General features: G+C 66.5%; 35 protein-coding genes and 2 pseudogenes. 9 read left to right on the forward strand and 28 right to left on the reverse strand.

Translation table 11 applies throughout. The features are described 5' to 3' along the window. The 10 genes and pseudogenes from CIW48_RS16215 to CIW48_RS33275 all read right to left on the reverse strand — a co-directional run. Nucleotides 1–111, reverse strand: a 111-nt coding sequence (locus CIW48_RS16215; RefSeq protein WP_149311704.1) for a transposase, incomplete at its 3' end; no start/stop codon positions are given. A 94-nt stretch (nucleotides 112–205) separates the two neighbouring features. Beyond that, the gene (locus tag CIW48_RS16220; protein WP_246695271.1) at nucleotides 206–409 is read right to left on the reverse strand and encodes a phage terminase large subunit; all 204 of its coding nucleotides are present in this window, start codon (nucleotides 407–409) and stop codon (nucleotides 206–208) included. Further along, a complete protein-coding gene (locus tag CIW48_RS16225; RefSeq protein WP_149311705.1) occupies nucleotides 399–689 on the reverse strand; it encodes a DUF5681 domain-containing protein in 291 nt (96 codons plus the stop codon). Before CIW48_RS16225 ends, CIW48_RS16220 begins: the two co-directional genes overlap by 11 nt. Before the next feature lie 21 nt (nucleotides 690–710). Further along, complete coding sequence (locus CIW48_RS16230; protein ID WP_149311706.1) at nucleotides 711–1028, reverse strand: hypothetical protein; 318 nt, start codon at nucleotides 1026–1028, stop codon at nucleotides 711–713. A gap of 81 nt (nucleotides 1029–1109) precedes the next feature. Next, nucleotides 1110–1280, reverse strand: a complete 171-nt coding sequence (locus CIW48_RS33270) for a hypothetical protein (protein ID WP_173009282.1) — start codon at nucleotides 1278–1280, stop codon at nucleotides 1110–1112. Beyond that, nucleotides 1280–1468 carry a hypothetical protein gene (locus CIW48_RS16235; protein WP_246695272.1) on the reverse strand — a complete coding sequence of 63 codons (189 nt, stop codon included), beginning with the start codon at nucleotides 1466–1468 and terminating at the stop codon, nucleotides 1280–1282. Before CIW48_RS16235 ends, CIW48_RS33270 begins: the two co-directional genes overlap by 1 nt. Continuing rightward, complete coding sequence (locus tag CIW48_RS16240) at nucleotides 1468–1689, reverse strand: hypothetical protein (protein ID WP_149311708.1); 222 nt, start codon at nucleotides 1687–1689, stop codon at nucleotides 1468–1470. The genes CIW48_RS16235 and CIW48_RS16240 overlap by 1 nt, the downstream gene beginning before the upstream one ends. Then, nucleotides 1686–1916, reverse strand: a complete 231-nt coding sequence (locus tag CIW48_RS33985; RefSeq protein WP_246695273.1) for a recombinase family protein — start codon at nucleotides 1914–1916, stop codon at nucleotides 1686–1688. The genes CIW48_RS16240 and CIW48_RS33985 overlap by 4 nt, the downstream gene beginning before the upstream one ends. 145 nt (nucleotides 1917–2061) lie before the next feature. Then, nucleotides 2062–2397: pseudogene (locus tag CIW48_RS33990) on the reverse strand (recombinase family protein); the annotation flags it as partial. 369 nt (nucleotides 2398–2766) lie between these two features. Then, a complete protein-coding gene (locus CIW48_RS33275; RefSeq protein WP_173009283.1) occupies nucleotides 2767–2940 on the reverse strand; it encodes a hypothetical protein in 174 nt (57 codons plus the stop codon). Between CIW48_RS33275 and CIW48_RS16250 the strand changes: the two genes are divergently transcribed. Then, on the forward strand, nucleotides 2933–3181 hold the full coding sequence (locus tag CIW48_RS16250; protein ID WP_149311709.1) for a hypothetical protein: 249 nt from the start codon (nucleotides 2933–2935) through the stop codon (nucleotides 3179–3181). The two genes, CIW48_RS33275 and CIW48_RS16250, sit on opposite strands and share 8 nt — an antisense overlap. Nucleotides 3182–3628: 447 nt before the next feature. Here the strand turns inward: CIW48_RS16250 and CIW48_RS33995 are convergent, their stop codons facing one another. Together CIW48_RS33995 and CIW48_RS16260 are read right to left on the reverse strand one after the other, a co-directional pair. Continuing rightward, nucleotides 3629–3766 (reverse strand): hypothetical protein, encoded by a 138-nt coding sequence (locus tag CIW48_RS33995; protein ID WP_246695274.1) that lies wholly within the window; start codon nucleotides 3764–3766, stop codon nucleotides 3629–3631. A 188-nt stretch (nucleotides 3767–3954) separates the two neighbouring features. Continuing rightward, complete coding sequence (locus CIW48_RS16260; protein ID WP_149311710.1) at nucleotides 3955–4431, reverse strand: hypothetical protein; 477 nt, start codon at nucleotides 4429–4431, stop codon at nucleotides 3955–3957. Between the two features lie 758 nt (nucleotides 4432–5189). Between CIW48_RS16260 and CIW48_RS16265 the strand changes: the two genes are divergently transcribed. Together CIW48_RS16265 and CIW48_RS16270 are read left to right on the forward strand one after the other, a co-directional pair. After that, nucleotides 5190–5810, forward strand: a complete 621-nt coding sequence (locus CIW48_RS16265; protein WP_246695275.1) for an FkbM family methyltransferase — start codon at nucleotides 5190–5192, stop codon at nucleotides 5808–5810. 513 nt (nucleotides 5811–6323) lie between these two features. Further along, entirely contained in the window at nucleotides 6324–6569 is a 246-nt protein-coding gene (locus tag CIW48_RS16270; protein WP_149311711.1) for a pentapeptide MXKDX repeat protein, read from the forward strand. Between the two features lie 212 nt (nucleotides 6570–6781). On the opposite strand, the gene CIW48_RS16275 is transcribed toward CIW48_RS16270, so the two are convergent. The 3 genes and pseudogenes from CIW48_RS16275 to CIW48_RS34005 all read right to left on the reverse strand — a co-directional run. After that, nucleotides 6782–7174 (reverse strand): hypothetical protein, encoded by a 393-nt coding sequence (locus CIW48_RS16275; RefSeq protein ID WP_246695276.1) that lies wholly within the window; start codon nucleotides 7172–7174, stop codon nucleotides 6782–6784. 335 nt (nucleotides 7175–7509) lie between these two features. Further along, nucleotides 7510–7773: an SPFH domain-containing protein gene (locus CIW48_RS34000; RefSeq protein WP_246695277.1), complete on the reverse strand. Its 264-nt coding sequence runs from the start codon at nucleotides 7771–7773 to the stop codon at nucleotides 7510–7512. A gap of 61 nt (nucleotides 7774–7834) precedes the next feature. Then, nucleotides 7835–8263 (reverse strand): annotated as a pseudogene (locus CIW48_RS34005) (SPFH domain-containing protein); the annotation flags it as partial. Between the two features lie 583 nt (nucleotides 8264–8846). Between CIW48_RS34005 and CIW48_RS16290 the strand changes: the two are divergent. Next, the gene (locus tag CIW48_RS16290) at nucleotides 8847–9950 is read left to right on the forward strand and encodes a site-specific integrase (RefSeq protein ID WP_197739353.1); all 1104 of its coding nucleotides are present in this window, start codon (nucleotides 8847–8849) and stop codon (nucleotides 9948–9950) included. 924 nt (nucleotides 9951–10874) lie between these two features. Here CIW48_RS16290 and CIW48_RS33280 read toward each other — a convergent pair. Further along, entirely contained in the window at nucleotides 10875–11033 is a 159-nt protein-coding gene (locus CIW48_RS33280; RefSeq protein ID WP_173009284.1) for a hypothetical protein, read from the reverse strand. Between the two features lie 516 nt (nucleotides 11034–11549). Between CIW48_RS33280 and CIW48_RS16300 the strand changes: the two genes are divergently transcribed. Next, nucleotides 11550–12590, forward strand: a complete 1041-nt coding sequence (locus tag CIW48_RS16300; RefSeq protein ID WP_149311713.1) for a hypothetical protein — start codon at nucleotides 11550–11552, stop codon at nucleotides 12588–12590. Nucleotides 12591–12599: 9 nt separating this feature from the next. Here the strand turns inward: CIW48_RS16300 and tgt are convergent, their stop codons facing one another. Next, the gene (gene tgt, locus CIW48_RS16305) at nucleotides 12600–13736 is read right to left on the reverse strand and encodes a tRNA guanosine(34) transglycosylase Tgt (RefSeq protein WP_149311714.1); all 1137 of its coding nucleotides are present in this window, start codon (nucleotides 13734–13736) and stop codon (nucleotides 12600–12602) included. Continuing rightward, nucleotides 13733–14797: a tRNA preQ1(34) S-adenosylmethionine ribosyltransferase-isomerase QueA gene (gene queA, locus CIW48_RS16310; RefSeq protein WP_149311715.1), complete on the reverse strand. Its 1065-nt coding sequence runs from the start codon at nucleotides 14795–14797 to the stop codon at nucleotides 13733–13735. The genes tgt and queA overlap by 4 nt, the downstream gene beginning before the upstream one ends. Before the next feature lie 98 nt (nucleotides 14798–14895). On the opposite strand from queA, the gene CIW48_RS16315 reads away from it, so the two are divergent. The 3 genes from CIW48_RS16315 (at nucleotide 14896) to CIW48_RS16325 (ending at nucleotide 16353) form a co-directional block, all read left to right on the forward strand. Continuing rightward, nucleotides 14896–15153, forward strand: coding sequence for a hypothetical protein (locus CIW48_RS16315; protein WP_149311716.1), 258 nt, complete (start codon nucleotides 14896–14898; stop codon nucleotides 15151–15153). Further along, a complete protein-coding gene (locus CIW48_RS16320; protein ID WP_149311717.1) occupies nucleotides 15150–15368 on the forward strand; it encodes a hypothetical protein in 219 nt (72 codons plus the stop codon). Before CIW48_RS16315 ends, CIW48_RS16320 begins: the two co-directional genes overlap by 4 nt. 97 nt (nucleotides 15369–15465) lie before the next feature. Further along, the gene (locus tag CIW48_RS16325) at nucleotides 15466–16353 is read left to right on the forward strand and encodes a cation diffusion facilitator family transporter (RefSeq protein WP_149311718.1); all 888 of its coding nucleotides are present in this window, start codon (nucleotides 15466–15468) and stop codon (nucleotides 16351–16353) included. An 8-nt stretch (nucleotides 16354–16361) separates the two neighbouring features. Here the strand turns inward: CIW48_RS16325 and CIW48_RS16330 are convergent, their stop codons facing one another. From CIW48_RS16330 to coxB, 10 genes are all read right to left on the reverse strand, one after another. Then, nucleotides 16362–17618, reverse strand: a complete 1257-nt coding sequence (locus CIW48_RS16330) for an SfnB family sulfur acquisition oxidoreductase (RefSeq protein WP_149311719.1) — start codon at nucleotides 17616–17618, stop codon at nucleotides 16362–16364. A 42-nt stretch (nucleotides 17619–17660) separates the two neighbouring features. Continuing rightward, entirely contained in the window at nucleotides 17661–18773 is a 1113-nt protein-coding gene (sfnG, locus tag CIW48_RS16335) for a dimethylsulfone monooxygenase SfnG (protein ID WP_149311720.1), read from the reverse strand. Nucleotides 18774–18985: 212 nt separating this feature from the next. Next, nucleotides 18986–19735 carry an SURF1 family protein gene (locus CIW48_RS16340; RefSeq protein WP_173009291.1) on the reverse strand — a complete coding sequence of 250 codons (750 nt, stop codon included), beginning with the start codon at nucleotides 19733–19735 and terminating at the stop codon, nucleotides 18986–18988. An 11-nt stretch (nucleotides 19736–19746) separates the two neighbouring features. Then, nucleotides 19747–20121, reverse strand: coding sequence for a DUF983 domain-containing protein (locus CIW48_RS16345; protein ID WP_173009285.1), 375 nt, complete (start codon nucleotides 20119–20121; stop codon nucleotides 19747–19749). Nucleotides 20122–20273: 152 nt separating this feature from the next. Continuing rightward, on the reverse strand, nucleotides 20274–21134 hold the full coding sequence (locus tag CIW48_RS16350) for a cytochrome c oxidase subunit 3 (RefSeq protein ID WP_091781716.1): 861 nt from the start codon (nucleotides 21132–21134) through the stop codon (nucleotides 20274–20276). 154 nt (nucleotides 21135–21288) lie between these two features. Then, the gene (locus CIW48_RS16355; RefSeq protein ID WP_149311722.1) at nucleotides 21289–21900 is read right to left on the reverse strand and encodes a cytochrome c oxidase assembly protein; all 612 of its coding nucleotides are present in this window, start codon (nucleotides 21898–21900) and stop codon (nucleotides 21289–21291) included. Between the two features lie 10 nt (nucleotides 21901–21910). Further along, nucleotides 21911–22075: a hypothetical protein gene (locus tag CIW48_RS33285; protein WP_043348492.1), complete on the reverse strand. Its 165-nt coding sequence runs from the start codon at nucleotides 22073–22075 to the stop codon at nucleotides 21911–21913. A 5-nt stretch (nucleotides 22076–22080) separates the two neighbouring features. Further along, nucleotides 22081–23031, reverse strand: coding sequence for a heme o synthase (locus tag CIW48_RS16360; protein ID WP_149311723.1), 951 nt, complete (start codon nucleotides 23029–23031; stop codon nucleotides 22081–22083). Nucleotides 23032–23245: 214 nt separating this feature from the next. After that, the gene (gene ctaD, locus CIW48_RS16365) at nucleotides 23246–24874 is read right to left on the reverse strand and encodes a cytochrome c oxidase subunit I (protein WP_149311724.1); all 1629 of its coding nucleotides are present in this window, start codon (nucleotides 24872–24874) and stop codon (nucleotides 23246–23248) included. A gap of 50 nt (nucleotides 24875–24924) precedes the next feature. Then, a complete protein-coding gene (coxB, locus tag CIW48_RS16370; protein ID WP_091781705.1) occupies nucleotides 24925–25764 on the reverse strand; it encodes a cytochrome c oxidase subunit II in 840 nt (279 codons plus the stop codon). Nucleotides 25765–26132: 368 nt separating this feature from the next. Between coxB and fdhD the strand changes: the two genes are divergently transcribed. Continuing rightward, on the forward strand, nucleotides 26133–26906 hold the full coding sequence (gene fdhD, locus CIW48_RS16375) for a formate dehydrogenase accessory sulfurtransferase FdhD (protein ID WP_246695284.1): 774 nt from the start codon (nucleotides 26133–26135) through the stop codon (nucleotides 26904–26906).

The following is a 26906-nucleotide window of genomic DNA, read 5'->3' on the forward strand; positions in this document are numbered from 1 at the left end:
GGTCGGCTCGGATACACCCATCTTCCGGCAGACCTCGTCCACCGTCGCGCCGTTCTCCGCCTGTCGCAGGGCGAAGGCGATCTGTTCGTTCGTGAAGCGTTTGCGGGGCATGGCATCCACCCTCCTTCAGGGTTCAGGATGCCCGAAAAACTTGCGCTCAGCGCGGACCAGTTTGGTGGGTCAGGGTCACCAGGAGGTCGACCTGCTACGCGAACAGCGCGTGCGCCGATTCCGCGATGCTGTTCTGGAACTCGCGAGCGGCGAGCACTCGGAGCGGGCGCTTCGCCCCCATGATGAGGAGCGCCCGGCCGAAGCCCAGGGATTTCGCCCCGCCGCGGCCGCCATAGGCGACCTTGTAGCGGGCCGGCTCGAACAGGAAGGCGAGCTTCTCCGGGAACTCAACCTGCATCGGGCGGGCGCTCGGGCCGGATGAAGGTCACCGTCATGCCGGTCGGGATCGCGCCGCCCTCGCCGTCGCCGTCGATGGGCTGGGTCGGCTTGCCGTACCCGTGATCCAGGATGGCGTTGGCGGCTGCTACGCGGGCGGCCTCGCTCTCGCCGCCCATCGCGATGTCGACGAGGACCTGCAGCGCTGTCTCAGTGTGCGCGCGGGCGAGGTCGCGCACCTTGGCCGAGGCCTTCGGGCGGCCGCCGGGGTTGCCGGACTGGCCGGGCTGGAACTGGCTCATGGGCCTGTTTCGTGCCTGATCTCAGGAGCGCCGCCGCTGGCAGAATGTCTTGTGCGTGCCACCAGCCGGCAGGCTCAGATGCGTAGTCAGCAGCGTGCCGACCATCGGGCATTCGGTGACGAGCACCACCGGCTGCGTGAGCACGTCGAGGGCGGTATCGCTCGTGCAGTCGGGCCCTTCGACCCCAGGCGGGCAGGCGAGTGCGCCGGCCATGTAGCCCGGAGACTGGGCGTGTGCAGGCTGGTCAAACAGCCAGACCCAGGCCCAGCCGAGCATCAGGATGAGGAAAATACCGGCCAGCTGCCGGACACCGAGAATGCTGCGGGCGATCTCAAGCATCGGTCGCGATCTCCATGACCAGCACATCAGCGCAGACGCTGAGCCGTATCTCTGTGGTCGCCATCACACTTCAGCCCGCCGTCAGTGCTTGGCGCGGGACGGCATGTCGCCGAACAGGAGCATCAGGCGCTCGGCCCAGACGCGCACGTCGTCGGGCAGCGCCAGCCGGACCATGACGAAGGACGCCGGGCGGCGCGGGCGCAGGGCCGCCGCGGCGATGCCGGCGAGGAGGGGGGCGCAGACGCGGGGCATCAGCGGAGAACCTTCAACGGGGTGCCGAGCAGGCGCTCCGCATCGGTGCGCGACAGCTTCGCGATCGCGCTCGACTGCGCACCGAGGTCTGGACCGGCGCACAGCTCACGCTCGCCACCATGGACGCGGGCGGGCTCGGGAGCGGCGGGACGGACACCGAGCAGCAGACGGAGCAGAAGCCGGCCCATCAGCGCGCGTTCCTCATCGCCATGGAGCGGCGAACCTCGAACTCGCCGGCCCGGGCCTCGTCGTACGGGGTCTCGGCCGGCAGCCGGACCGGCGCCGGGATCAGCCCCTTGCGGCGGAGGTGGTCGCCGTAGGCCTGAGCCGCCGGGTCGCGCTGCAGGCGCTGCGCATGGCGAAGGGCCCAGTCCGCGTCGGCCGAGGTGCAGTCGGGGCGTGCGGTCAAGAGATGATCGCCTCGTGCGCGTCCGGCTGCAGGACGTGCGTCTCGAGCCCGCTCCACCGGAACAGGTATTCGATCGCGCCGCGGTATTTCGGGTTGTCGAGCACGTAGCTGACCCGAAATGGGTGCCACGTGGCGCCGCCAGGTGATGGGATGCCCTCGCGGTTCAGATCGTCGGCGATAGACCGAAGCGTCCGCTTCCGTCGCCGCTCCCGGAAGATGCGCTGCACGATGCGCGCTTGCTCCGGGACGATGCGAAGGTGCCTGTCCGAGTCTCGCTCGTAGCCGTAGGGGACCCGCCCCCCCGGCAAAGCCGCCTTTGCTGGCCTTGGTCTGACGGCCACCCGCCGTGCGGTCGCGGATCGCGAACCGCTCGTTCTCCGCCATACCGGCCAGGATCGCGAACAGAGTGCGCCCCATCGGGGTCGCTGTGTCGATCGGCTCCGTTACTGACCGGATCACCACATCGTGGCTTTCCGCCAGATCCGAGACCGTAGTGACGGCGAACCGGATCCCGCGAGCGAGACGGTCAAATTTGTGGACCAAGAGCACGGTGAAGGCGCCGGCCGCAGCCAGCTCCAACACGCGGCCGAAGCCGGGCCGATCCGCCGACCGGGTGGCACCCGAGACGCCGGGGTCGGTCGCAACCTCGACGAGCTCGTAGCCCTGGCTCTCAGCGAAAGCCCGAACCGCATTGTCTTGCGTCTCCAGACCGTGGCCGGTAGCGGCTTACTCCTCTGTCGAGACCCGCACGTAGGCGACTGCCTTGGTGGCGATCGCCGCGCGGGCGTCGGTCTGGGCTTTATTCCGGGCCCGCAGTCGGCCCACACGACGCAAGCCAGAAATCACCGCAAGCTACTATTTTTGTTGATGTTTTTTTGTTACTCGTTGCACTTTGTCATCTTACTCAAGAGTATGGTGGTTTCGCTTCGATCCGAGGTTCTGAGCGAGGCCAATCGAGCCCGGCCGCGGCTATCGGATCGGCCGCTCATGGAGCTGCGGCTTCGTGCAGCCGAAGCGCGGGAATTTATTGGTCCTCTTTGCGGAGCCTTATCGAGAGGTGTGCAGGATCTGGACGCTTCAGGAGTGCTCGATGACTTCCTCGCGTACCGCGTTGATCGCTGCGGCTTTCGCTGTCTCCATCCCCTCGTGCGCCGTATTTGCCCAGGCAGAGCCGCCCCGGTCCGCACCAAGCCCGGAGGCATCGCCCATCAGCCGGCCGTACCCGGTACGGGTGGAGAGCACGATGAGCATCAACATTCCCGTGATTGCCGGGTCGAGCAGCGAGGACCAGCTCAAGCAGATCGCAGCAACCCGCGCGGTTCTCTACCAAGCGGCAGCTCAGGACTGCGATACTCTGAAGCAAGCCTTCCGATCGGAATGCCGAATCCTGAACATGAGGGTGAACAGCAACGTTCAATCGAGAGGCGGCTCGGGCGAGGTCATCTACGTGAACGTGTCGTCGACCTACGAAGTGACCGTCCGCCCGAACTGAATGCAACACGCTGTCTCGCGGCTCACAGCGTGATCCGAACGACCGTGCCTTCGACAAAAAAAGTTAGCGGAAGCGATCCAGGTGGCGGGATCGGCGGTTATCGCGACCTGGTCGGCAGCCTCAACGCCGAGCGATGTGGATGCCGATGAGGGCCCACGTACTCAGGATGGCCACCCCGACGCACACCCAGAATAGCTTATCGAATTGATCGAACGGCATAGCAATGGTGCCTAGTGCGCTAAGCCGTCACGGCTTCAGACCATCGTAGGCTGAATGCAATAGCCAGTGGTAAATGGCACGCCGACGTACGGCCAAAGCAGCTTTCGCCGCTCAGGCCGCCTTCCGACCCGTCCGTACTCGCCGCGCCACCGTGAACGGCTTGCCCTTCTCGCTCTGTCCGGACTGGCCGAACGTGCGCTTCTCGACTGTCCCGATCAGCGGCCGAAGCTAGCGGATCATCGCCCGGATGCGCCGGCAGTGATGGTCGCGGGCTTCGAGGTCGACGTCCTGGCGCCCGGTCGCGCGCATGCGGCAGCGCGCGAGGCTCTCCTCCTCGATCGCGGTGACGATAGCGTGGGCGCTCATCGGGGACCGATCATGGCATGGAACACTGCCCGCATCTGCCCGAGCAACGCTTAAGCTGTTGAGCGGGTTCGGTGAAGCTAGGCCCGGACATGCCAACGCCCGGAAGCCAGTAGGCTCCGGGCGTGCGTCTAACGACTGGAGCCTACTGGCTGTTCGCCCGTCGGGTGTCAAGCCGCCGGCGCCTCCGCCTACTCGACCACCTCGTCCCGCGCCAGCGCCGCCGCGATCCGGGCCGGCACGCTCTCTGCGTCCGCGAGGTAGACATCGTCCGGCGTCGGCCGCCCCGCGCCGCGGGCGGTGTGCTGGGCCGCGGTCAGCCCCTCCAAGAGGAAGCGGAAGTGCGCCGCGACCTGGGCCGTGCCCTTCTCGCTGCCCTTGCCCCGCGCAGCCGCGTAGGTCCGGAAGGTCCAGCCTTCGGTCAGGATTGCGCGGAGGAATCGGGCGCCGACCGAGCCGAGGGCGCGCTCGAGGCGGGCGGAGAACTTCCGCACCCGCTCGGCATCCTCGACGCTGTAGATGATGGCCAGCTCGTGGGCGATCGTCTGGCCGCGAGATCCAGAGATGTCCCAGCCGCCGGAGCCGCGCTCGTACACGGCCTGGATCAGCCGGCCGACGAAAAGCTGCGCGTCGGTGATGTCCCCGCGGGCGCGCTCGGCGCCCAGCACGTCGACCCGGCGCTTGACGGTGGTCAGGATGAAGGTGCCCAGCTCATAGGGGAACGGGACCGTCGCGGCCCCGGTTGGATCGCGCGGTCGCGCGCCGTGATCGGCTGAGCCGCGGCCGCCCGGCGCCGCGCGCCGGCCGAGCGCTTCTCGATGCGCACGTGCGAGTGGGTTGCCGGCGAGCCGGCGAGAGTGATGGGCTTGGTCTTGGACGCTGCCACGGTGGTGCCCCTTGAGGCGGTCGACCTTCCGTCGATCCGTGACACCTGATCTCCGTTCCTTTTTTGGACACTGGCGAGCGAACGCAGGCCCACGCGCCATTCAGAGCCGTAAGCCGTCTATAGGGGTCGAGCTTCAACGCTCGGAATCCGCCCTCGTAGTCCGCAACGGGTAGATTTCTGCCGGTCCGCTTTCGCTTAGGAAAGGCATCGAATCAGAAGTCGTCTCCCTGCCCATACTCGCCCGCCTTCGGACCAGCGGACTGGCCTGATTATTGATTAATTCGGTGTTTAAGTCATAATTATCCACTGCATAACAAAGGAGGTCCGCATGATTTCCGCAATGAGCTTGGCCTTATCGGGAACTGCGAGTGTATTAAGCAGAATTCTAGAAAATCACTCCGCTCAGAAAGTATTATTTAATGCGTTGCGCCTCAACAGGGAGGAGGCAAAAAGATCATCGTCAATGATGACATGAGATTTATTAGCTACTGCTTAGCACGGAGAGATCGCTCCAGATCGCAAATCCTACAGGATCTATGGGTGTGTTTTGAGCTCGGAGAGAAGAATGGAGGATTTTTCGTAGAGTTTGGTGCGACAAACGGCGTTAAAAACAGCAACACATGGCTTCTAGAAAAGAAATTCGGCTGGAAGGGAGTTTTAGCTGAGCCAAATCCGATCTGGCATTCAGATTTGGCAATCAATAGAATTGTTTTCATTGAGAGAGATTGTGTTTATTCAAAATCAGGGGATTCGATTGAATTTATACTGACTAATGACACTGATCCCGAGCTGAGTGGAATAGCTAAATTCTCAGATGCTGACCATTTCGCCGAAATTCGAAGCCGGGGTCAGCGCATAGAAGTAAATACAATATCTTTAGACGATTTACTTAATAAGTATAACGCTCCATCTGTCATCGACTATTTATCAATGGACACGGAGGGCAGTGAGCTAGAAATATTATCTTCATACAGTTTTCGGCATCGCTTCAGGGCAATATCTGTTGAGAACAACCATAAAAATGAGAGATCGGTAGACGAAATACTCTTATCGAAAGGACATATCAGAGTTTTCAAGCAATTTTCACAATGGGACAGTTGGTATGTCACCTCTGAATTGAGAGGTGAAAAACAAATAAATATAATAGCCCCAGAGGCATAGATTTTTATCTGACAGTATTTTCATCAATGCACACACACAAAGCGATCAAACACCTCGATGTAACCGCTACGGCGGCGGAGATTTGCGAGATTTTGGTACTGGGAGAGCTGGCCAGTCGCCTTCGAGTTAGCGTCAGACGCCATCCAAGACTTCCGCGGCGCCCTTGCCGGTCGGCCGCTTGTGGCCCCAAGTCGAAGCTGACGGACAGCTGACGATCGGCCGCTTTGGAGGAGCGCTGACATCGCTCCCGGCGACTGGGTTGGGTCGCTACCGGAAGGGCAGCTCAGGGTGGTTTTTGACGGTCCGCTTCCGGGCGATCAATGCAGAAAGCGGACGCACAGGGCCCGGCGACGACTCACAGAAACAGCCGGCGGAAACGCTCTCATGGTAATCTTAGAGGACCGAGGGCCGAGGACGCGTAGAATCGCTGATATACGGATGTAACCTGGCCGATGCCACCACGAACTCTGCAAAGTGCCATGGACTTGGCACTGGACTGCAGTGAGCACCGACATGACTAAACTGTTCCGCACTGCCTCAGCCGTTTTCCTCGCGACCTCGGTCGCAGCGAGCCCAGTAATCGCCGCCGAAGCCATGGGCAAAGATCCGATGGCTAAGGACTCGATGGATAAGAAGGGCGCAATGGCCAAAGATCACACGGCCACAGATCCCATGGGTAAAGATCCCATGGGTAAAAATCCCATGGCCAGGGATCATATGTCCAAGGACAGCATGGCCAAGGATCCGATGAAAAAGTAAAATAGAGTGGGTCGTCGGGTGAGCCGTGTTCGGCGGCCCGACCTCCCTCTTCGTGCACATCTCATCCGTCGCAATGCCAGCGGCGACGAACGGTCGAGGCGATACGCAAGCGACCACTTCGAAGACTTACGCGAGTCCGTGCTTTCGACTGCATTGGGTCGCAAGCAGCCGCGCTGGGCTGCTCAGCCAAAGAAGGCCACCGCAGGAAGAAGTCAGGCTGATCCGCCTCCCGCCCTGCGCACATTCCAGGCCTCCGCTATCCGCTCGCAGGTCCGCTTCCGGCGCCGGTCGAAGGTCCGCCGCCAGATCCCGCACTCGCGGCAATGGTCGGTGATCGTCCCGCCTGGCACGTCCTTCAGCAGCCGAAGCCGACGGTGCCGCTTGATCCGCCGCCGCGCCTTTGCCCGGGCCCACTTCAGCAGCGCAATCCGCTCATCACCGTCCCGGCCGAGGACCTCGGCAGAGAACACGATCCAGTCGAAGGTCGCCCGCATCTCCTGCGGGTCGTTCGGCTGGAGCCGGTTCGTGCGGACGCTGAAGATGCCCGAGCTGGTGAAAGCCATGAACGCCGCCGCCAGCCACCGCTCCACGTTCGCGCACGTCATTGACGGTGGGTCCGGGCCTTCGATCCGTAGCGGGTTCGCCATCAGCACCGGGTGCGGTGTCTCCTAATGCCCATCGCGAGGGGTGACACGCGCCGTCACGGCTTCCCCACATTGAGCATCGGCAGGGCGCCGCCGGGCACCATGATTGTCGGCAGCTTGCCTTCCCACCGCTCCGCCTGCGTCAGCGCCACGGGACCGGGGTTCGAGCCGAGAGCCTCCGCCCGCGCTCGGATCGCGCTGGCCTCCGCATCGCCCCGGAGCTTGGTGGCATCGGCCTCGGCCTGCGCCCGCTGGCGGATCGCGTTCGCTTCGGCGCCGGCCTTCGTGCCGACGATCTAGGCCTGGACCTTCTCCCGGAGGGCATTTTGCTTGAGGCGGTCACCCTCGACGGAGGCCTGCATGCGCTTCTCGATCGAGCGCATGTACTCAGGCGAGAACTGGATGTCCTCGATCTGCACGGCGTCGATCACGATGGGCGCGTTCATGGCGCCGACGGACTCGTGAATCGCGGCCGCCATCTGGGCATTGAGGCGCACCCGATCCTTTACGGCCGTCAGGGCGTCGAACTGGCCGAAGACGTTCTTCGACTGCTCCAGCACCTTCGGCTGGACGACGCGCGCCTCCAGGTTCCGGGTCGACGTGAATCTTGCTGTAGACCTCAGACATCCGGTCCACCGGCACGTGGTAGAGGACCGACAGCTTCATGACCGCCGGCTGCCGGTCGCGCGAGTAGGCCTCCATCTTGTCGAACTCGACACGATGGGACTCGACGCTGATCGCGACCGCCGTCTGCACGAACGGCGCCTTCCAGTGCAGGCCCGGGTCCGCCTCTCCGACCACGGCGCCGTTGGTGAGCAGCACCACCCGCTCGCGCTGGTCGACGGTGTAGAACGAGCCGCCGACGACAGAGAGGACAACAAGGCCCGACCGGAAGCGCTCGGCCGCGTCGTGAATCGCGGCAAGCGGCAGGTCCTTCAGCGCCGACACGTACTCCGCGATCAGCACCTCGTTCTCGTAGTCGCCGCGCCCGCGCCCCTGCTCGAATCCCAGCAGCACCCGGGGCGCTACTACATCACCGAGTGCGAGCATTGCGGCTGGGTAGGATCGTCCGAGCAGTGCGGGGGCGAAGACGACGACATCGTCTGCCCGGTGTGCTGCTCATCCGTCTGCGGAGACGAGCCCAGTGAGGCGGACATCGCCAAGCACGGCGAGGCCGTAATGCAGCGGATGCTCGCCGCCGAGGCTGCCCGAGATCGTCTGCTTATCGCCTTCCACGACGCGATCCGTCGGCCGCTTGGCGTGACGCCGGACAGCGGGGCCGAGTTCTACGACCCACGGATGGCGGATGAGGCGGAGGCGCGGCGGGCCGGGCGCACCGCTCTGCGCGAGCTGTCGCCGAAGGAAGCAGCGGCGCGCCGCTGCGCTGGCCGATGCGCGAAGGCGCGAACAGCAGGGAGGGACCAGTGCCGCGTAGCGTTCGCATCCCGGACCGGCACGAGGTCGACGACACGACGCCGCTGCGTCTCGACGTTGCGGCCGCTATCGCCTTCCCCGGCGGCGCCATGACGGGAGCGGGGCTTCGCCGCGAGGCCGCGCGCAGCCGCCATGCTGTCTCGCGCGTGGCGGGGAAAGACTGGACCACGCTTCGTGCAATTGCCGAGATGATCGAGCTATGCCGCGCCGCTCCGAAGGTCCCCACCTCAAGCTCGAACGGGCAGAGACGGATTCCGAAGGCCGGGTCACCCGGCACGCGTCCTGGATCATCCGAGACGGACGACGGAAAATCCGCACAGGCTGCCGCGCTGATGAGGCTGCAGCGGCTGAAAAGCGGCTCGCCGCCTACATCGCCGAAAAGCACGAATCCGCGCGGGAGAGCGATCGTGACCCCGCTCAGGTCTGGGTCGCCGACGTAGTTTCGGTCTACCTCGACGACATCGCCAGCAAGAAGGCGCGCCCGAAGGAGATCGCCGGCCGGCTGGGCAACATCCTGGCGTTCTTCGAGGGCAAGCGGCTGTCGACGGTCACCGGCCGCGCCCGCCGAGACTATGCGGAGCACCGTGGTCTCACGGTGGCGCGGCGCGAGCTGGAGGACTTCCGAGCGGCGATCAACCACTACCACCGCGAGGGGCATCTCGCCTCGCCGGTGCCGGTGGTGATTCCGGACCGGGGCGCCGCGCGAGAGCGGTGGCTTACCCGTTCCGAGGTTGCAAAGCTGATCTGGTCCGCCTGGCGTTACAGCGAGGTGCAGAAGGGCCAAGCCACCGGCCGGCGCTCTCGCCAGCACGTCGCTCGCTTCATCCTGGTGGCGCTGTACACGGGCACCCGGGCCGGCGCGATCTGCGGCGCGGCCATCCGCCCGACCGTCGGTAGCGGCTACGTCGACCTCGAGCATGGCACCTTCTACCGGCGGGCGCCGGGACCTCGACAGACCAAGAAGCGCCAAGCGCCGGCGCCATTGCACCCGCGGCTTCTGGCGCACCTCCGGCGTTGGGAGCGGACGGGCATCGCTTCCCGCTACGTGGTCGAGTGGCAGGGCAAGCGCGTCGAGCGGATCAACAAGGCGTTCCGCGCGGCGCGCGAGGATGCTGGGTTCGCCCCCGACGTCATCCCGCATTCGTTCCCGTCACACGGCGATCACCCTGGCGCTCCGCGGCGGTTGGCCGCCCTGGGAGGCCTGCGGTTATTTCGGCGTGACGCTGGAGGTCCTGCAGGACGACTACGGTCACCACTGCCCCGAGCACTTCCAGGGTGCGCTCCAGGCGATCGGCGGCCGTAGGAGTACCGGGACGCCTACCGGGACGCTTTCCCGCGCACCGAACGTGAACAAAGCGGGGTGATGATCTGAGCGTCTTCTAGGGACGACGCGGCAAGATCGAAAGGCAACGCGTTCGGGACGTTGGGTAGCAGGTTCAAATCCTGCCACTCCGACCAAGATTTCCCGAGATCACTGAAAGTTGGCGCTAGTCGGCCTGGTATTGCCGAACAGGCGTGATGCTTGGGTGCGGGTAACGCGCCGCAGCCGCCTCGAGAGCGTCCCGTGTCCGCACGAACGCGGTCATCGGCCTCGCGCAGGCCTCGACGTGTGTCTGGCTTGCGCCCCTCTGCCCGATTTTCTGCGCGGGCCGCCTCTGCGTCTCGGTCGACATGAAAGCTGCCCGGCGGTTCGAGCGCAGACTATCCCGCGCCTCGCCCGTCCGGGCGTCCCGCGCTCTGCTTCTGCGGTCGGCTCGGGCCAGCGTCGAGATCCGTCCTTTCGGATCCGGCACCGGAAAGCTTGAGCGGCGCAGCGGGTACGCTCTCCACCAGTAGCGCGATCATCGCGGATCGCGAGTTTAAGAGAACGGCCGGCGGCTCGCCCGTGATTTGACGCCATCGGGTGACAAAAACGCCCGTCGGCAACGCGGCGAGGGCATCCGACTCCGTCGCATGACGGTCCGTTTTGGGAGGCGCGGACTGATCCATGCGCCTCAACGGCCTGGGCCCCGATTCAGCAACAGCATCCGCGTGGAATGGTGAAGCGGTCGTTGCCCTGCTCGGAGAAACATCTTCCCGCCGCGGCGGGCGAGGCGAAGGAGACCCGATGTGTCGACGAGCAGCGCGGCCGAGCCCACTGGTGGGGAGGGCGAACTTGGAAGCCCGGCGGCGACGTGAATCGGGCCACATGAAGAGGCGCGCCGCGCAAAGGCCTACATCCACGCCTTCAAACTGCGCTCAGCGCCAGCATGAGCCTCTGTCCGATCACGGCCAGGCCTGCCAGGAGGCCACCGATCATGATCAGGTCGGCAAGGCCACGCTTCGGTTCGGGGCGAGGCTGCGTTCCGGGATTGCGGGACCGCATCACGTTGTCCGACAGGCTCATCACCGACCTCCGTTCGTGAGATCATCCCTATATTGCCGTTTGCGTATCCCGGGGTTGCGCAAGCGCACACGGCCGCGCCTGTCGGCGAGCCCCGGGAGACTCCAGGGTGCTCGCACGTTCCGCCGCTGCGGCCACGTCGGATACCGGGAGGCACGCGAGATCCTGATCGGTCCAGTACAGGCACAGGACGAAGCGAATGCGGTCGCGGATCAGAACGAAGTGCTCCTGATCCTGACAGTCCAGATGCCAGCCGGCCTCGGGCAACGTCTCGGATCCATCCGCGAGGCGGAAGTTGTGTGCGGTGAACGTCGTCGGACTTCTCCGCCCCGCATACCCGTTCGGGAGGCGACGCCGCGCTGAGTTTAAATGATGCCATGCCGAGCGGTTCACGGACTTCGTCGATCTGCCTGTGCGGACACGTCAGTGATCGATTGTTGTGCAGCCCAACATTGATGCGGCCTGTCTCCGCGCGCGATCCTGCGACGCGGCTCGCAGAACGGCGTAAGGAACTGGCTGATGAAAGCGCCCTCGCACCGCCAAGCCGGTCAGCCCGCAGGATGGACCGGTTTCGCGCGCAGCTTCGTCGTCAGTGCCGCCGCTCTGGGCTTGGCGGTGATTGGCTTCGTGGCCGCAATCGATCCCTACGGCTTGCGGGCCGCGCCAGGCCGTCCACCCGGTCCGATCCTGGACGCCAACCAGCGGCTTTCCTACCCTCAGATCGCGCGCGGGGGTCCCTTCGACGCAGCGGTCTTCGGCACCTCGACGGCGCGGCTGCTCGATCCCCAGGCACTGGATGCGGCCTTCGGTGTGCGGTTCGCCAACTTGGCGATGAATGCCGCAACGCCCGACGAGCAGACGCGCCTCGCCACGCTGTTCCTGGCGCGCCGGCCGATCCGCGCGATCCTGTTCGGTCTCGACGCCACATGGTGCTCCGCCGATCCGCCGGCGCGAACCGCCAATGCTTTCCCGGACTGGCTCTACGCGGATCGGGCTCCCGGTGACGTCCTCCGGCAGGTCAACCTGCGCTCGGTGACGACGGCCGTCAGAACCGGCCTCGCCGTTCTCGGGCTTGCACGGTCCAGGATCCGCGGCGATGGCTACGCGGTGTTCACGCCGCCGGACGAGCACTACGATCTCGGCCGCGCCCAGGCGCATATTCGCGCGGGAACCGTCAACGCGACGGCCGAAGACCGCCTCGACGCGCCGATGCCGGCGCTCACCCGGCTTGACGATCTGCTCGGACGCCTGCCGGCAGAGGCGCTGAAGGTCGTGGCCTTCATGCCGGTCCATGCGGCGGCGCAGGGGCTGCCGGATTCGGCCGCCGGCCGACGCACAGAGGCCTGCAAGGCGCGGACCGCGATGATCGGGAAACGCCGCGGAGCCGTCGTGGTGGATTTTCGCCTGATCTCGCCGCTAACTACGCGAGACGCAAATTACTGGGACGCGCTGCATTACCGTCTGCCCGTCGCTGCGCGCCTCGTATCGGATCTGAAGGCCGCCGTCGCGACCGGCCGCGACGCTCCGGACGGCGTCTACCGCGTGCTCACGCATCCCTGACGCAAGCGGTCAGGCGGCGGCGCGCTCGGCGCTGGCCCAGCCCACGCGGGTGCTGACGCAGTAATCAGCGTAGCGTCCATCCCGGATCGCCGCGCGGGCGCCGGCCATCAGGTCCTGGTAATAGGCGAGATTGTTCCAGGTCAGCAGCATCATCCCGAGGATCTCGTTCGAGCGCACGAGGTGATGCAGATAGGCACGGGAATAGTCCCGGGTGGCCGGACAAGCGGAAGCCTCGTCGAGTGGCGCGGAGTCCTCGGCGTGGCGGGCATTGCGCAGGTTGACCCGTCCGTGGCGGGTGTAGGCCAGGCCGTGCCGTCCGGCGCGGGTGGGCATCACGCAGTCGAACATGTCGATGCCGCGGGCGACCGCGCCCAGGATGTCGTCCGGCGTGCCGACGCCCATCAGGTAGCGCGGCTTCGCCGCCGGCAGGTGCGGTTCCACGGTCTCGATCATGGAAAACATCACGTCCTGAGGCTCGCCGACCGCAAGGCCGCCCACCGCGTAGCCCTTCAGATCGAGATCCGTGAGGGCGCGGGCGCTCTCGATGCGCAGAGCCGGCACGTCGCCGCCCTGGACGATGCCGAATAGGGCCCGCCCCGGCTGCTCGCCGAACGCGACGCGGCAGCGTTCAGCCCAGCGCAGGGACAGGTGCATGGCCTTCTCGATGGCCGCGTGATCCGCCGGCAGGCGGACGCACTCGTCGAGTTGCATCTGGATGTCGGAGCCGAGCAGGCCCTGGATCTCGATGGAGCGCTCCGGGCTCATGTGGTGGGCAGTGCCGTCGATATGTGAGCGAAAGGTCACGCCCTGCTCGTCGATCTTCCGCAAGGCGGAGAGCGACATCACTTGAAATCCGCCGGAATCCGTCAGGATCGGCCGGTCCCAGTTCATGAAGCGGTGCAGGCCGCCGAGCCGGGCCATGCGCTCCGGCCCGGGCCGCAGCATCAGGTGGTAGGTGTTTCCCAGAACCACGTCGGCACCGAGGTCGCGGACTTGGCCGGGATACATGGCCTTGACCGTCGCGGCGGTGCCCACCGGCATGAAGGCCGGCGTCCGGATCTCACCGCGCGGCGTCGCGATCACGCCGGTGCGCGCCGTGCCGTCCTGCGCCAGCAGATCGAAGCGGAAGTGGGTGCTGTCGGTCATGGGATGTCCGCGCACGGGCCCGGGAAGAGCAGGCTGGCGTCGCCGTAGGAGTAGAATCGATACCCGGCTCTGATCGCGTGCGCGTAGGCCGCGCGCATCGTCTCGAGGCCGGAGAAGGCAGAGACCAGCATGAACAGCGTCGAGCGCGGCAGGTGGAAGTTGGTCACGAGGGCGTCAACCGCGCGGAACCGGTAGCCTGGCGTGATGAAGATTTCGGTTGGCCCCGAGAACGCCGCCAGGCTCCCGTCCGGGCGGGCCGCGCTCTCCAGCAGGCGCAACGCCGTGGTGCCGACCGCGACGATTCGGCCACCCGCGGCCCGCGCGGCATTCAGGGCATCGGCGGTGGCGGCGTCGAGGATGCCGATTTCCGCGTGCATGCGGTGTGCGTCGGTGTCGTCTGCCTTGACCGGCAGGAAGGTCCCGGCGCCGACATGCAGGGTGACGTGATGGCGCACCAGGCCGGCGGCATCGAGATCGGCGAGCAGCGCGTCGGAGAAGTGCAGGCCGGCCGTCGGTGCCGCCACTGCGCCCGGATTTCGGGCGTAGACCGTCTGGTAATCGGTGGCGTCGCGGGAATCCGTGGCACGCTTGCCGGCGATGTAGGGGGGGAGCGGCAGGGCCCCCTCGAGCGCGATGGCGGCGTCGAGGTCCGGCCCGGCGCGGTCGAAGGCCAGCACGATCTCTCCGGCGTCGGCCTTCTCGAGCACCGTGGCGGATAGCGTGCCGAAGCGCAGCGCGTCCCCCGCGGCGAGCCGCTTGGCCGGCCGCGCGAAGGCGCGCCAGCGGTCGGGAGCCTCGCGCAGGTGGAGCATCACCTCCGTGCGCTGTCCGGGTGCGCCGGGGCGGGTGCGAACGCCATGCAGCCGGGCAGGGATCACCCGCGTGTCATTGAAGACCAGGGCATCGCCGGCGCGGAGGGCGTCAGGCAGATCGCGCACGGCCCTGTCGGCCAAGGGCGCGCCGGGGCGCACCACGAGCAGCCGTCCGGCGTCGCGCGGCTCAACCGGGCGCAGGGCGATACTGGTCTCCGGGAGTTCGAAATCGAAGAGGTCCACGCGCATCGCCGGCTGCGTGCACCGAACGTCCAGCGGTTTCAACCGCGGAACCGCTGGGGAGCGCGTCCGTTTTCCGCGTCACCGAGACGCGAGGCCCTCGATCCATGCCCTGGTACGCCGTTCGCCCCCGTGATGACGCCGACCCCCGCTGGCCGCTGGCCGGCACACCCGAAATCGTGCTGAAAGCCGAGGATCATGCCGACGCCCGCGCGAAGTTCGAATCGGCCTATCCGAGCCAGCCCTTCGGTAGTCCGGGCGTGCCGGTCCCGGATGTCGGTGCTGGCAGCTTCCGCGGCGATCCCGACGCCCTGACCGTGGCTGAGACCGGCGAACCGCCCGCACCGCGGGATCACGAACGATGACGCCTCGCTCCCGACTCAGGCGGATCACCCTCGACGGCCAGCTCCTCGGGTACTGGGAGCGCGAGGCCGCCCGTCTGGAGGCCCTCGCCGCCGCGACGCGCTTTATCTGGCAGCGTCGCCGCTATCTCCGCAAGGCCGAAACCGCGCGGTCCAAGGCGGAACTGAGCCGCCGGCGCGAGGCCGCCCGGGGTAACGGAGGCGCGTCGGAGACTTAGCCGCGGCTAACACGTTTTCGACGGCGTCGAACCTTTGCCGTGGCCTTGGCCGTAGCGGGTGCCGTATGGGCGCGGCGTCACTCGAACGGCGCGCACCATGGACCGCACCCAGAAAGCCGCCCTCTTCAGCGCGGGCATCGGCCTCGCCGTCACGGCGATGAAATTCTACGCCGCGTGGCTCACCGGCAGCCTCGCCCTGTACTCCGACGCGCTGGAGAGCATCATCAACGTGGTCGCGGCGGTGGGCGCTTTCGTGGCCCTGCGCGTCGCCGCGCGCCCGGCCGACGAGGACCATCCCTATGGCCACCACAAGGCGGAGTTCTTCTCCGCGGTCATCGAGGGTGCGTTGATCGTGGTGGCGGCGCTGCTGATCCTGCGCGAATCCTATTACGGGCTGCTCGCCCCAAAGCCCCTCGACGCGCCGACCCTCGGCCTAGCGATTAACTTCGCGGCGGGAATCATCAACGCGGTTTGGGCGGCGGCGCTGATGCGGTGGGGCCAACGGTGGCGGTCGCCGGCCCTGATCGCCGATGCGCGCCACGTCTTCGCCGACGTGGTCACGTCCTGCGGCGTGCTCGCCGGCGTCGGCGCCGTGGTCCTGACCGGCTACCCCGTCCTCGACCCAGTGGTGGCCGGGCTGGTCGCCATGAACATCCTGTGGTCCGGCTTCCGTATGGTCCGGGAATCGGTGGACGGCCTCATGGACCGGGCCGCTCCGGCCGAGATGGTGAGCCAGATCCGGTCGCTCATCTCCCAGCACGGGGAGGGTGCGCTGGAGGCGCACGACGTGCGCACGCGTTCCGCCGGTCAGGCGACCTTCATCGACTTCCACCTCGTCGTTCCCGGCACGATGACCGTCGAGGATTCTCACGCGATCTGCGACCGGCTGGAGATCGCCCTGGAGACCACGATCCCCGGCGCCGTGGTCACCATCCATGTCGAACCCGGCGACGAGGCCAAGGCCCGAGGATTGCCCGTGCTGTAGCCCTCCGGTTAGCTCCAGGCGTGGAGCGGGGGGTTCACGCCATTGAGGGCGTGGTTGCCGACGATCGCGTATTTCCAGCGGACCGGATCGTGCAGCGTGTGCGTGCGGGCGTTGCGCCAGTGACGGTCGAGATTCTCCGCCGCCAGGGTCGAGCGCGTCCCCGACAGCTCGAACAGCTTGTTCGCCGCCGCCAGGGCCACCCCGGTGGTCAGCACCTTCGCCTCCGCCACGGCGAGCTGCGCGGCCGCGACGGTCTCGGGATCCGGCCGCGCCACGGCGGCATCCAGGGTGAGGCCAGCCCGATCGAGCAGCGCCTCTGCGGCGTGCTGGCGGATGGTCAGATCGCCGACCGCCTGGATCGTGTAGGGATCCTCCGAAGCCCGCTCCAGGCCGCTGTCGATCCACGGACGGGCCTTGTCGCGGACGAAGCGGATCGTATCGTCGAGGGCCTCGCGGCCGATCCCGGCATCGACGGCTGCCTGGATGATCTGGAACACCGCGCCGTCGGCGGTGGGCGCCTCGTAGCCCTTCCAGGCGGGAACCAGATGACTCTTGGGGACACGCACATCCTCGATCAGCACGGTCCCGCTTGCCGTACCGCGCTGGCCGAAGCTCGACCAATCGTCGATCACCGTCAGGCCGGGCGCATCCCGCTCGGCGATGGCGTACCAGGCGCGCCCCTCGGCATCGAGGGCGACAATCGGAACGAGATGCGCGAGGAGCGCGCCGGTGGCGTAGAATTTCTGGCCCCGCACGACGACGTGATCGCCGTGATCGGTGAAGCGTGTGTCGAAGTCGGCCGCCCGCTTGGTGCCGCGCTCCGAGAAGGCATTGCCGAACCGCGTTCCGCGCAGAGCCTCTGCGAAGAGCAGGTGCTTCTGCGCCTCGTCCGACACGGTCCGGATCGCCGCCAGGATGCCGAGATGGTTCTGGGCGATCTGCGCGATGGCCGGATCGGCGGCCGCCAGAATGGCGATCACCTGGGCGAGGGTCCGGTACGAGGCCTCGGGTCCGCCATAAGCCCGCGGCACGTTGATCGACCAGAGGCCGCTCTGGGAGAAGGCATCGAGTTCCGCGAGCGGGCGTACGGCGTGGCGGTCCCGCTCAGAGGCGCCGGCCCGGAATTCGGCGGCCAGCCGTTCTGCGACCGATAGCGCTTCGGCATCGTCACGGATCACATGGGCGGGGGAGGGCGGCCGCGCGGGTCCGGGAGCACCCGGGCGGTGCTCCGGCTCGAGCGTGCGCGCATCGACGGCGATGTTCATGGCTCACTCCGGTCAGACAAGTTTCGCATCGGCAGGCGGCGCTCAGGCCGCCTCGGCGCGCCGGTCGCGGGCGGCTTCGAGGGCGCGGACCCGCGGGATCACGTGCGCGCCGAAATACGCGACGTCCTCCTGGAAATGCAGGAAGGCCAGCAGGGCGAGGTCGGCACCGGCATCCTTCAGCGCCAGGATCCGCTCGGCGATCTGGTCGGGCGTGCCGATCAGGTTCGTCTTGAAGCCGTCGTTGTACTGGACGAGGTCCTCGAAGCTCGACTTCGCCCAATTGCCTTCCCCTTCCGGAGAAGCCTTGCCGGCATTCTTCACCTCGTGGCCGAAGGCTTTCACGGCGTCCGGATCGGCGTGGTCGACGATCTCCTGAAGGACGGCGCGGGCTTCCGCCTCGGTGTCGCGGGCGATCACGAAGGCGTTCACGCCGATCCGCGGATGATTGCCGGTCTCGGCCGACTTGGCGCGGATGTCATCCACCTGGGCGCGGATCGTCTCCGGCGTGCCGCCATTGGTGAAGTACCAGTCGGAGACGCGGGCCGCCATGTCGCGCGCGGCGCGCGACGAGCCGCCCTGGAAGATCTCGGGCAGGGGCTGGGCCGGCTTCGGCTTCAGCGTGTAGTCGCTGTAGCGATAGAAGTCTCCGCGGAAGGTGAAGTTGTCCTGCGTCCAGATCCCGCGCAGGCTGCGGATGAATTCCTCCGATCGGCGATAACGCTCGTCATGATCGAGCCAGGGTTCACCGATCGCCCGGAATTCACCCGAGAACCACCCCGAGACGATGTTTACCGCGATACGGCCTTCGGTGAGCTGCGAGATCGTGGCGATCTGCTTGGCAGCGAGGGTCGGATGCCACGGCCCGGGAAGGAGGGCAGCGATCACCTTGAGCCTGGTCGTGGCGGCCAGCAGGTCGTGGCTGAAGGCGACCGATTCGTGCTGGTACTCGGCCCCATAGCCGGCGGTGAACCGGATCTGCGTCAGCCCGTAGTCGAATCCCGCTTCCTCAGCGATCTGCGCCAGCTTCCGGTTGTACTCCGCATCCCAGCCCGTCCGCTGGAGGATCTTGCTGATCACCAGCCCCCCGGAGACGTTGGGCACCCAATAGGCGAAGCGGATCGGCTCCCGCGGTGCGTTGTCGAAATGGCTGGTCATCCGGCGTTACCTCAGTTGCACGGCGGCCCAGCGCCGTGTCGTCTTCGGATGATCGCCGCGAACTGAATACACTATGCAGAACGCGGTTGATCGCTCAAGAACACTGAAAGTATTCCGGGGCGATGGCGCGCGGTCAAAGGAACGGGATGCCGTTTTTCGGCCGATCCAGGCGAGACCTTTCCTCGCCAGGGACGCGAAGCCACGGCTTTGTCCTAGGCGATACCTGCCGTGGGCGAATCATGCAGGCGGCGCCACGCGAAGACCGAGAAGACGCCGATCAGACAGGCTGCGAGGCCGAACCACGTGAACGCGTATTGCAGATGGTTGTTCGGCAGGTCGACCCGTAGCTGACCGCCGCGCGGCCAAGTCGTCTGACTGGGCACGGCATCGGCCTCGATCAGGTAGGGGGCAACCGCGCTGAGGCCGCGCGCCGCCGCGATTCCCGAAACGTCGCGGTTGAACCACTCACCGCGGCTGGGGTCCGGCTCCGGAACGAACAGGCCCCGGGCTTCGCTGGCGCGAAGGATGCCGGTGACCCGTGTTGGCCCTTCGATCAGGCCGTCACGGCGATCGCCCTGCGCCTTCAGCTCGGTGGGCACGAAGCCCCTGTTGATCAGCACAATGCTGCCATCGTCCCGGCGGAGCGGCGTGAGCACGTAATAGCCCTGCAAGGCGCGGCCCGGTGTCTCGCCGGCTGCCAGCCCGTGGACCAGGGTCTCCTGATCATTGAGGAAGCGCCCCGAGACCTGGACATGTCGAAACTCATCGCGCGCCGGATCCCAGGACTCAACCGCCGGTGGCGCCACCGGCTCCGCCCGGGTCTGCCGCACGATCCGGGCGATGAGGTCTTCCTTCCAGGCCTTGCGCTCAAGCTGCCAGGCGCCGAGGCTCAGCAGGATGGCCAGTGCGATCAGCGACGCGACTCCCGGCGCGACGAGATCGCGCCAGGCAGCCCGATGCATTTCGGCTGCGGTCACGGCTCGAAGCGTCCTTCCTCCGCCCGGTTGCTGTATTGCAGGGCGATCAAAAGACCCTTGAGCGGCCGAACCAGGAGCAGGCTAAGACCTACGGAGAGTGTCAGGGCCACGGCGGCGTGGACCCAGATCGGCGGCTCGTAGGTGATTTCCAGCCACAGGGCGAGGCCGACGACGATCAGTCCGACGATCGACATGACGAAGAAGGCCGGCCCGTCCGCCGAGTCGAAATGCGCGTAGTCGAGGCCGCAGGCCTCACAGGTGGGGCGCAGAGTCAGGAAGCCGCGGAACAGATGCCCCTCGCCACAGCGGGGGCAGCGTCCGCGCAGGCCGGTGGGGATCGGGGGCGGCGGAGAATAGGTTCGGTTGTCCACGGGCACACTCCAGAACTGATCCGCGCGGGCCCCGATCGCCCCGCGCCCGGGCCGTCCTATCCGCATATGGGGTTCTCGATCCCTCGGAAACGCAAAAGGGCGGCCTGAGCCGCCCTTCGCAGGTCCGCCATGCAGCGGCGGGATGGTTCGGCTCAGTGGGCGCTGCCGTGGAAGACGCCCGAGCCCCACACATAGATGGCGGCGAAGAGGAACAGCCACACGACATCGACGAAGTGCCAGTACCAAGCGGCGAATTCGAAGCCGAGATGCTGACGCGGGGTGAACTGGCCCGCATAGGCGCGGAACAGGCATACCGCGAGGAAGATCGTGCCGATGATCACGTGGGCGCCGTGGAAGCCTGTCGCCATGAAGAAGGTCGACGAGTAGATGCTGCCCGAGAAGCCGAACTCGGCGTGGCTGTACTCGTAGGCCTGGCAGGCGGTGAACAGCACACCGAGGATGATGGTCAGCCAGAGGCCGTATTTCAGGCCCTTGCGGTCGCCCTCGATCAGCGCGTGGTGCGCCCAGGTCACCGTGGTACCCGAGGTCAGCAGGATCAGCGTGTTGAGCAGGGGCAGGTGCCAGGGATCGAAGGCCTCGATGCCCTTCGGCGGCCAGACACCGCCAGTGAACTCCACCCGCGAGACCTGGATCGGGTCGGCTGTGTAGAGGGCAGCCTCGAAATAGGCCCAGAACCACGCGACGAAGAACATCACCTCGGAGGCGATGAACATCATCATGCCGTAGCGGTGATGCAGCTGAACAACGCGGGTGTGGTCGCCGGAATTAGCCTCGTGCGCGACGTCCTTCCACCACGAGAACATCGTGTAGAGGACACCGATCGCGCCGGCCCCGAAGATGTAGGGGCCCGGCGTCAAGGTGCCGATCTGGAGGCTCTTCATCCAGAACACGGCGCCGAACGCCATCAGGAAGCCCGAAAAGGCCCCGATCAACGGCCACGGGCTCGGATTCAGGATGTGATAGTCGTGATTCTTGGCGTGCGCCTCGGCCATCGTCCCGTCGCTCCTCACCCTCGCGCCCCGCGCCGTTCCCGGCATCCGGCCTTACGCTGTTCGTTGCTTACTCTTGGCCAGGCGCGGCACGCACCACACCCAAGCTTGCCCGAACGTTTAGTCGGTGCAGCCCCGTGTTGTCACGGGTCCGCGATCAGAAATCGCCCTTCGTTCCCGAAGAACCGGACCTCGCTACCGTCGCCTTGACCGGCTGGCCGTTCTTCGAGGCGAAGTACGTGTAGGACAGCGTCATCTCCGAAAGATGCGCGGTGTTCGAATCGTCCCGGACGGCCGGATCGACGTAGAACACCACCGGCACGTCCAGCGTCTCGCCCGGCTGAAGCGTCTGCTCATTGAAGCAGAAGCAGGCGATCTTGACGAAGTAGCCGCCCATCAGCCCCGGCTGCACGTTGAAGGTCGCCACCCCCGCCGAGGGCACGCTGCCGGTATTCTGCACCCGGAAGAAGACCGTCTTGGTCTCGCCGAGCTTCGCCTCGACGCGGCTCACCTCCGGGATGAACTTCCAGGGCAGTCCCGGCGCGACGTTCGTGTCGAAGTGGACGACCATGCTGTCGTCAGTTCGAGCCGCCGATTCAGCCAAGGCTGGACCCTGTCGGGGCGTGCCGTCGTAACCGGTCGCCTTGCAGAAGGCGTCGTAGAGGGGCACCGACGCGAAGGCGAGGCCGATCATGCCGACCGCGAGGCCGGCACAAGCGAGAGCGGTCCGCTTCGCGCCTCGGCTCGGTCCGGGAGGAGTTGCTGCCATCGGGAAAGCCTCAGAGCGGCCGGCTCAGGATCTGCGGTCCGAGCTTGACGATCGTCAGCACGAAGAACAGCAGCACCCATGCGCCGAGGGCCAGCGCGATCGCCACGGAGCGCTTGCGGCGCCGCGCTTCCTCCTCGGGCGTGAGTGGCCGGTACTGGATCTCGGGATCCGCCATGGCGCTCAGCCCAGGACCGGGCGGAACAGGCCGAAGCTCTGCTCGGCCAGGAGCGCCGAGAACAGCGCGAACAGGTAGAGGATCGAGAAGCCGAACATTCCCATGGCGGCGCGCTTCTCGGCATCGCCCTCGCGGTTCCGCAGTACCCGGATGCTGAAGGCGATCATGCCGAGGCCACCCGCCAGGCCGATCACCGCGTAGACGAGGCCGCCGAAGCCCAGAGCCACCGGCACGAGGCCGAGGGGCGCGAGGAGCAGGGAGTACCAAACGATCTGGCGGCGGGTGGAGGCCGGACCGGCGACGTTCGGCATCATCGGGATGCCGGCGCGGGCGTACTCGTCGGCCTTGATCAGGGCCAGCGCCCAGAAATGCGGCGGGGTCCAGATGAAGATGATGGCGAACAGGATCAGTGACTCGACGCCCACCGAGCCGGTGACCACCGCCTGACCGATCACCGGCGGCAGCGCTCCGGCGGCACCGCCGATGACGATGTTCTGTGCGGTCGCCCGCTTCAGCCACATCGAGTAGACCACTGCGTAGAACACGATGGTGAAGGCCAGCAGCCCTGCGGCCAGCCAGTTCGCCGTCAGGCCCAGCACCAGGACTGAGGCCACCGAGAGGAAGAGGCCGAAGCCGAGGGCTTCTTCGGACGTGATTTTGCCGGCCGGGATCGGCCGCGTGGCCGTGCGGCTCATCACGGCGTCGATATCCGCGTCCCACCACATGTTGAGGCAGCCGGAGGCGCCGGCGCCGACCGCGATGGCGAGCAGCGAGATGGCGCCGATCGCCGGCTGCACGTGACCGTGGGAGACTACCATGCCGACCAGCGCGGTGAAGATGACGAGAACCATCACCCGCGGCTTCAGCAGGGCGAAATAGTCCGGCACGTCACCACCGGCGCTGGTGAGGGCCGGGGCCGGGAGGTCCGGTCCGATGCTGTTCGTCAGGCTCGTCATCGCGTCTGCCGCTGCTGTGTCGGCGCCCGGCCGCGCGCGTCACGGCCGAGTCGTGTGTCGAATTCGACGTGTTCCAAGAGTCGGCGTGAGCGGGGCCCAGGAGATCTCCCTCGGCCCGTGCAGTTCGCCCTCATCGCTCGCCCTTGCCGGGAGGTCGGTGACCGGCCTCCGGGGAAGGGCGAGGGCCGCCGATGCGGCCCTCGCGAGCTGTCTATCAGTGCGCGCCCGGCTCGTCGACGATGCGGGGCAGGGTCTCGAACTGGTGGAACGGGGGCGGGGAGGAGAGCGTCCACTCGAGGGTGGTGGCGCCTTCGCCCCACGGGTTGTCTGCCGCCCGCTCCTTGGACCGGAAGGCCAGAACCACGCCGATCACGAACACGAACATGCTGAGGCCAAAGATGTGTCCGCCGTAAGTCGAGACCTTGTGCCACTGTGCGAACGCATCCGGGTAATCGGCGTACCGCCGCGGCATGCCGGCCAGACCGAGGAAGTGCATCGGGAAGAACAGGACGTTCGCGCCGATGAAGGCCAGCCAGAAGTGCAGCTTGCCGGCCCATTCCGGAATGATGTGGCCAGTCATCTTCGGGAACCAGTAGTAGACACCGGCGAAGATGATGAACACGGCACCCAGCGACAACACGTAGTGGAAGTGTGCGACGACGTAGTAGGTGTCGTGCAGGTACTTATCGACCGCCGAGTTGGCCAGCACGACGCCGGTCACGCCGCCCACGGTGAACAGGAAGATGAAGCCGACGGCCCAGTGCATGGCGGCGGTGAAGCGGATGGAGCCGCCCCACATGGTGGCGATCCACGAGAAGATCTTCACGCCGGTCGGCACCGCGATCACCATCGTGGCGAAGACGAAGTAGGACTGCGTCTGCAGCGACAGCCCGACCGTGTACATGTGGTGCGCCCACACGACGAAGCCGACGACGCCGATTGCCACCATGGCGTAGGCCATCGCGAGGTAGCCGAACACCGGCTTCCGCGAGAACGTGGCGATGATGTGCGAGACGATGCCGAAGGCCGGCAGGATCATGATGTACACTTCGGGGTGACCGAAGAACCAGAACAGGTGCTGGTACAGGATCGGGTCACCGCCGCCGGCCGGGTCGAAGAAGGTCGTGCCGAAGTTCCGGTCAGTGAGCAGCATCGTGATGGCGCCGGCGAGCACCGGCAGCGACAGGAGCAGCAGGAACGCGGTGACCAGCTCGGCCCAGGCGAAGAGCGGCATCTTGTGCAGCGTCATGCCGGGGGCGCGCATGTTCAGGATGGTGGTGATGAAGTTGATTGCGCCGAGGATCGAGCCGGCGCCAGACAGGTGCAGGGCGAAGATCGCGAAGTCCACGGCCGGTCCCGGATGACCGGCGGTCGAGAGCGGCGGGTAGACGGTCCAGCCGGTGCCGGCGCCGGAAGCGCCGGGTGCGCCCTCGACGAACAGAGAGCAGAGTAGGGAGCAGAAGCCCGCCACCGTTAGCCAGAACGAGATGTTGTTCATGCGCGGGAACGCCATGTCGGGCGCGCCGATCATGAGGGGCACGAACCAGTTGCCGAAGCCGCCGATCAGCGCCGGCATCACCATGAAGAACACCATGATGAGGCCGTGGCCCGTGACGAACACGTTGTAGGTCGCGGGGTTCGAGAAATACTGCAGGCCGGGCGCCTCCATCTCCATCCGGATGCCGAAGGAGAGGAACGCGCCGATCATCCCGGCGCAGAAGGCGAAGAGCAGGTAGAGGGTGCCGATGTCCTTGTGGTTCGTCGAGAGGAACCAGCGGGCGAAGAACGACGGCTTGTGGTCGTGGACCTCGTGGGCCTGAGCATGGGCTGCGGCTGTAGCCATGGATTCGGGTGCCTTGTGGATCTGATGGGTTCGGGTCGGTCAGCCGGGGCTCAGCGCGCCTCGGCGACGCTCGTGCCGTTGTCGATGCGGGCGTACTTGGTCTTCGCCTCCTTCAGCCAGTCGGCGTAGGCCTGCTCGCTGACCACGCGGACCACGATCGGCATGTAGGCGTGGCGCTGGCCGCACAGCTCGGAGCACTGGCCGTGGAAGGTGCCTTCCTTGTCGGCCTTGAACCACATCTGGTTCAGGCGCCCGGGGACCGCGTCGATCTTGAAGCCGAAGGCCGGCATGGCCCAGGAATGCAGCACGTCGGCGGCGGTGACCTGGATCTTCACGATCTTGCCGACCGGGACCACCATCTCGTTGTCGGTCTGGAGCAGGCGCGGTTGCTTGTCCTCGTCCAGGTTGGCGTCGAAGGTGAAGCCGCCGCCGGCCTCGGTCTGCGGGTACTCGTAGGACCAGTACCAGGCGTGGCCGATGACCTTGACGATCATGTCGGCCTTCGGATCCGAGAGCTGCGTGCGCAGCAGGCGGAACGAGGGGATCGCCACGGCGACCAGAATGAGAACCGGGACGATCGTCCAGGCGACCTCGATGGCGGTGTTGTGCGTTGTCCGCGAAGGCGTCGGGTTCCGCTTCTCGCCGAAGCGGAAGACGCACCAGAGGATCAGACCCAGTACGAAGACCGAGATGCCGAGTGACAGCCAGTGCAGGCCGATCTCGAAACTGAGGATGTCGCGACCGTTCTCGGTCACCTGAACCTGGCGGCTCATCTCCCAAGGCTCGGGCTGGCCGAAGCCCGCGGCATGGGCAAGGGATATCGGGGAGAGCAGGGCGCCGAAGGCGGCGAGGCTCCAGAGTGACCGGTTGATCGTCCGCACCGTCCGCATCTGCCTCTCGTGGCTCCCCTGGCTAACTGGCTGCCGCCGGACCTTCCCGTCTTGATTGCGTGCGGGATTGTACCGACGTGACGGAGTACCGGTTGTGTCACCCGGCATTATCCGACCGGGGCTTCAGACCACAAGGGCCGACGCGGTGCAACCGCACAAGCGTCGCATCACGCGCTTTCCGCCCGGTTCACGACCTCTCGTGGCGTCGGTGCACTAGGGGCCCGCGGATATGTCCTCGGACGCGTTGCGTTGGGGATGAAGCGGCGGCTAGTGTTCGTATCGCCCCATCGGAGTTCAAGATGTCGACGGAAACCGGAGATCGATCATCCGGTCCGCTGCCCTGTGCGGTACGCGTGCCCATGCAGGTGATGGCCTATGGGGGGGCGGCGCCGAAGCCGGATACGCGGGCGCTCGCCGTCGAGGCGCCCGTTAACCTCGTCTACGGCAGCGTGCCGCACGCCGTGATGATGGCGACCCCCGCGGACCTCGAGGATTTCGCCTACGGGTTCAGCCTGACGGAGGGCATCGTGGACAGCGCGGAGGAAATCCGTGCGACCCGGGTTGAGGCAGCTGTGGATGGCCTTCGCCTCCACGTCGAGCTGGCGCCCGGACGACTTCGCGAGCACCTGGCGCGCAAACGCGCCATCAGCGGCCGCACCGGCTGCGGGGTCTGCGGAATCGAGGATCTGGCGCAGCTGCCGCGGGCCGAGGCACGGGCGGCAGCCGGAGTCCGTGTCGCGCTGCCGGCCATCGCCCGCGCTCTGTCTGATCTGGATCCCGCCCAATCGCTCGGCGCAGAGACGCGCGCCGTCCATGCGGCGGCGTGGGCCCGCCTCGACGGCAGCCTCGCTGCGGTGCGCGAGGATGTCGGCCGCCACAATGCCCTCGATAAGCTGATCGGCGGCATGATGCGGTCAGGCGCGGCCGCCGACGCGGGCTTCCTGGTCATCACCAGCCGCTGCTCGTTCGAGATGGTCGAGAAGGCCGCGCGTCTCGGCGCAGCCGTGATCGTCGCCATCTCGGCTCCGACCTCCCTGGCCCTCGAACGCGCTCGTTCCTACGGCATGACGCTCTGCGCCATCGCGCGGGCCGATACGGTGACGGTCTTCACCGGTGCCGAGCGGCTGACCACCGACCCATGA

Origin of the sequence: Methylobacterium sp. P1-11, from assembly GCF_008329595.1 — a bacterium.
GTDB lineage: Bacteria > Pseudomonadota > Alphaproteobacteria > Rhizobiales > Beijerinckiaceae > Methylobacterium.